We start from the raw sequence: 4,664 nt of genomic DNA on the forward strand, positions 1-4,664 counted from the left end.
GGTCGGCGCGCATGTCGGCCAGATCGCGGCTGGAAAAGCTGTCGATTTCGGCGACAAGGCGGTTGTAGTGCTTGCGCTTGGCAATGCTGTTGCGAGCGCGGGTCATGAGACTGTCGAGGATCATAGCAAGGTTCCTTTTTGGCGCCGCATTTCGGCGGCGGTTTCTTCCTCCCTTGATCGATACGAAGCATGACATAGTAATGGTGCATTGCAAAAAGAAGATGTTGCAATGCACCATTGCGCTGGACGCATAGCCGGTTAATGCGGCGCTAACGTCATGCGCAGAGCCGGCAAGCGATCTTTTGTGGGACACTGTGCGTACCCACATTGCCTTCTGTCCCTCCGGCTGGCTTGATCCCTCTCATTGATGCCGGGAGGAAAGCATGGCGGCCGCAGACTATTATGAAATTCTCGATCCGCGCTTCGCGCGCCTGTTCAACGGCAACGCGCAGGTCGAGAAGCTATTCACCGGATGCCAGTGGGCGGAGGGGCCGGCCTGGTTCGCCGCCGGCCGCTATGTCGTCTGGTCCGACATCCCCAACAATCGCATGCTGCGTTATGACGAGACCGACGGCAATGTCAGCGTCTTCCGGCAGCCGTCCGGCAACTCGAACGGCAACACCGTCGACCGGCAGGGCCGGCTGATCACCTGCGAGCATTCGGGCCGCCGCGTCAGCCGCACCGAGTTCGACGGCTCGGTCACCACGATCGCGGCCAAATGGAAAGGCAAGCGGCTGAATTCGCCCAACGACGCGGTGGTGAAATCCGACGGTTCCATCTGGTTCACCGATCCAAGCTACGGCATCGATACGGATTATGAGGGCGACAGGGCTGAGAGCGAAATCGGCGCCTGCCACGTCTACCGGGTCGATCCCGGCACCGGCGAGGTCGAAGCCGTCATCACCGACATGGTCAGGCCTAACGGCCTCGCCTTCTCGCTGGACGAGAGCAAGCTTTATGTCGTCGATACCGGCCGCACGCATGGCGCGCAGAATCCGGCGCATATGCGGGTGTTCAATGTCGGCAAGGGCGGCAAGAAAGTCTCCGGCGAAAAAGTCTTCGCCGACTGCACCGCCGGCCTGTTCGACGGCTTCAGGCTCGACGAGGACGGCCGCATCTGGACCAGTGCCGCCGATGGCATCCATTGCTACGATCCGGACGGCACGCTGATCGGCAAGGTCAAGGTGCCGGAAGTCACCGCCAATTGCGTGTTCGGCGGCAACAAGCTGAATTGCCTCTACATCGCCGGCACCACGTCGCTCTACATGGTGCGGCTGATGGTCAACGGCGCCAAGACATACTGAGAGTTGAACACTGGCGACCGTTCGACGGTTTCATCGAAGCGGGTCGTGAGCACGAACATCCCCGGGAGGACAAGAAATGCCATTCGTCAACATCCGCATCGTCAAGGAAGTGATCGCCGCCGATCCGGCGGGCAAAAAGGCGGATATCGCCAAGAAGGTCACCGCGGCCATCATGGACGCCACCGGGCTGAGCAACGACGATGTCTGGGTGGTTTTTGAAGAGGTCAACGCCCGCGATTGGTACGTGGGGAAGACCGATGTGGAGACGCTGCGAAAGGGGTAGTGCGCGATCTTTCCTTCTCCCCCTTGTTGTGGGAGGTGGATCGGCGCGCAGCGCCGAGACGGTTGAGGGGTGGGTGACGGATTGCCGTCGGTGCCAAGCTGGAACATCCCTCATCCGACCTCGCTTCGCGAGGCCACCACCCTGGGGCGAGCAACGGGTCTCGCCCCGTCCTTCAGACCCACAAGGGGAGAAGGAAGAGAGGCCGCCGCTCAACGCGAGCGGATAAACTCCGCGAAGGCATTCAGTGCATCATGCATCGCCTGCCGGTTCGCCGGCGCCGCCAGGATGCCCGCCACCTCCGGCGGCTTCCTGCCGAGCAGGGCGATCTCCAGCACATCGTCGTAAAGCGCGAACGACATGGTGCGCATGATCTCGGCCAATGCGGCGCGGGCGAACAGCGAGCGCGGCGAGGCGTGTACCAGCATGGCGGGCTTGGCGACGGCGGCATCGCGCGAGACCAGCCAGTCGAGCGCGTTCTTCAGCCCGCCCGGCACGCCATGGGCATATTCCGGACAGGAGACGATCAGGCCGTCGGCTCGACTGACGGCATGGATCAGCTTGGAGGCTTCGAGCGGCGTCCGCTCGCCTTCATCGTCGGGATTGAAGATCGGCAAACGGCCAAGCCCGTCATGGACGGTGACGCGGCAGCCGGACGGCGCTTCGCGCGCCAGTGCGGCGATCAGCGCCGAATTTGTGGAGGCCGCGCGCAGGCTGCCGGAAATGGCAAGGATGTTCAGCAAGGTATGGAATCGGTCCAGACGCGAATCGCGTCCGCAAAAACTACCACATCGTCTTCTTGTATTCCTCGTCGAGCCAGCGGTCGGTCGCCTCGGCGGAATCGGCAACCGCCAGCTGATCGCGCATGATCTGGCCGAGCGTCGGCAGCGTCGCGCGGTCGTACCAGGTTTCCGGCTTCCACAAATCCGAGCGCATGAAGGCTTTTGCGCAGTGCATGTAGGCCGCCTTGACGCTGACCACGACAACGCTTTGCGGCTCCCTGCCGTCGACGGCGAGCCGTTCGCGCAAATTTGCGTCGACGGTGATGCGGGCATCGCCGTTGACGCGCAGCGTCTCGTTCATGCCGGGGATGAGGAAGAGCAGCCCGACCGGGGGATTGACGAGGATGTTTTCCAGCGTGTCGAGCCGGTTGTTGCCGGGCCGGTCGGGAATGGCGATGGTGGTGTCGTCCAGAACGGTGGCAAAGCCCGGTTTGTCGCCCTTCGGCGTCACGTCGGCATTGCCGGCACCGTCGGACGAGCCAATCAGCACGAATGGGCTCTTGCCGATGAAGGAGCGGCAATGGCCGTCAAGTTTTTTCAGCTCCTTTCGGATAGAACCGTCGGTCGGTCGTGGCGTCTTGTAGATCGTCCTCAACTGGTCGCGCGTGGTGACGAATTCCATGGCCCTTTCCCCTTATTTGCAGGCTCTATTTCCCGGCCTTCTCTTCTTTGCCGGTCTTGTCGTCCAGCGAATGGCGCAGGATCAGCGGCATCTGGCTGAAGGTGAACAGAAGCGTGATCGGCATGATGCCCCAGACCTTGAAAGTAACCCAGGCGTCGGTGGAAAAATTGCGCCACACCACCTCATTGACGATGGCCAGGAACAGGAAGAACAGGCCCCAGCGGAAGGTCAGCTTGCGCCAGCCTTCAGCGTCGAGGCTGAAGGCTGAATCGAAGACATAGCCAAGCAGCGACTTGCCGAAATACAGGCCGCCGAGCAGCACCCCGCCGAACAGCGTGTTGACGATGGTCGGCTTCATCTTGATGAAGATGTCGTCCTGCAGATAGAGCGTCAGCGCGCCGAAAATGAAGACGACGACGCCCGACACCATCGGCATGATCGGCAAGGTGCGGGTGAGCAGCCACGAGGCGATCAGCGCGATTGCCGTGGCGGCCATGAACAGGCCGGTGGCGACGAAGATCGGCCCGCCGAACTCGGCCAGAACAGGGAATTTCTGCACCAGCCATCCGCTGCGCGCATTGGCGAAGAAGAACACCATCAACGGACCCAGCTCCAGCACCAGCTTGAGCAGCGGATTGACGCCTTCCTTCTTCTGCTTCTGCGGGTCCGACGGATCGCGTTCGAGAATGGGTGGGTTCATGGAATCTCTTTCTTGCGCATGATCTGATCCAAAAAGTCTGCACCTTTTTGGGACATGCTTGTTAAGCTACTCCAGCGATCGCCCTGGCGAATTCGCTTGCTGAGAAAGGTTCGAGGTCGTCGACCTGTTCGCCGACGCCGATGAAATAGACCGGCAATTTGTGCTTTGCCGCGATCGCCACCAGAATACCGCCGCGCGCCGTGCCGTCCAGCTTGGTCATCACCAGGCCGTTGACGCCGGCGACATTGCGGAAGATCTCGACCTGGTTGAGCGCGTTCTGGCCGGTGGTGGCGTCGACCGTCTGCAGCACGGTGTGCGGCGCTTCCGGATCGAGCTTGCCGAGCACGCGGACGATCTTTTCGAGCTCGGCCATCAGTTCGGTCTTGTTCTGCAGACGGCCGGCGGTGTCGATGATCAGCACGTCGGAGCCGGCCTCTTTCGCCCGCTCGAATGCATCATAGGCAAGGCCGGCGGCATCGGCGCCGAGCTTGGAGGCGATGACCGGCGATTTCGTCCGCTCGCCCCAGATCTTCAGCTGCTCGATGGCTGCCGCGCGGAACGTGTCGCCGGCGGCGAGCATGACCGACAGGCCGCCATCGGTCAGCTTGGCGGCGAGCTTGCCGATGGTGGTGGTCTTGCCGGTGCCGTTGACGCCAACCACCAGGATGACATGCGGCTTGTGCGAGAGGTCGAGCTCCAGCGGCATGGCGACATGGGTCAGCACTTTTTCCACCTCGGCCGCCATGATGGCGCGGACCTCGGTGTCGGAAACGTCCTTGCCGTAGCGGCTGGCGGCCAGCGCGTCGGTAACGCGCAAGGCGGTCTCCATGCCGAGATCGGCGCGGATCAGCACATCCTCCAGGTCCTGCAAAGTCTCTTCGTCCAGCTTGCGCTTGGTGAAGACGCCGGCAATGTTGCCGGTCAGTTCCTTGGACGAGCGGGCAAGCCCGTCCTTCATGCGCTGGAACCAAGAGCG

The 4,664-nt window shown here is 62.1% G+C and carries 6 protein-coding genes; 2 read left to right on the top strand and 4 right to left on the bottom strand.

Annotation, left to right across the window (positions count from 1 at the left end):
- The first annotated feature begins 383 nt into the window (after positions 1–383).
- Together EN991_RS24155 and EN991_RS24160 are read left to right on the top strand one after the other, a co-directional pair.
- Positions 384–1,304: an SMP-30/gluconolactonase/LRE family protein gene (locus EN991_RS24155; protein WP_013528834.1), complete on the top strand. Its 921-nt coding sequence runs from the start codon at positions 384–386 to the stop codon at positions 1,302–1,304.
- 76 nt (positions 1,305–1,380) lie between these two features.
- Positions 1,381–1,587: a 4-oxalocrotonate tautomerase family protein gene (locus tag EN991_RS24160; protein ID WP_013528835.1), complete on the top strand. Its 207-nt coding sequence runs from the start codon at positions 1,381–1,383 to the stop codon at positions 1,585–1,587.
- A 209-nt stretch (positions 1,588–1,796) separates the two neighbouring features.
- On the opposite strand, the gene EN991_RS24165 is transcribed toward EN991_RS24160, so the two are convergent.
- The 4 genes from EN991_RS24165 to ftsY all read right to left on the bottom strand — a co-directional run.
- On the bottom strand, positions 1,797–2,327 hold the full coding sequence (locus tag EN991_RS24165; RefSeq protein WP_013528836.1) for an NADPH-dependent FMN reductase: 531 nt from the start codon (positions 2,325–2,327) through the stop codon (positions 1,797–1,799).
- A gap of 40 nt (positions 2,328–2,367) precedes the next feature.
- Positions 2,368–2,988, bottom strand: a complete 621-nt coding sequence (locus tag EN991_RS24170; protein ID WP_013528837.1) for a pyridoxamine 5'-phosphate oxidase family protein — start codon at positions 2,986–2,988, stop codon at positions 2,368–2,370.
- 25 nt (positions 2,989–3,013) lie between these two features.
- The gene (locus EN991_RS24175; RefSeq protein WP_013528838.1) at positions 3,014–3,688 is read right to left on the bottom strand and encodes a septation protein A; all 675 of its coding nucleotides are present in this window, start codon (positions 3,686–3,688) and stop codon (positions 3,014–3,016) included.
- A 61-nt stretch (positions 3,689–3,749) separates the two neighbouring features.
- The coding region (gene ftsY / locus EN991_RS24180) for a signal recognition particle-docking protein FtsY (RefSeq protein ID WP_127369703.1) at positions 3,750–4,664 on the bottom strand (915 nt) is incomplete at its 5' end.

Source organism: Mesorhizobium sp. M7A.F.Ca.US.005.03.2.1 (assembly GCF_003997795.1).
Lineage (GTDB): Bacteria > Pseudomonadota > Alphaproteobacteria > Rhizobiales > Rhizobiaceae > Mesorhizobium > Mesorhizobium ciceri.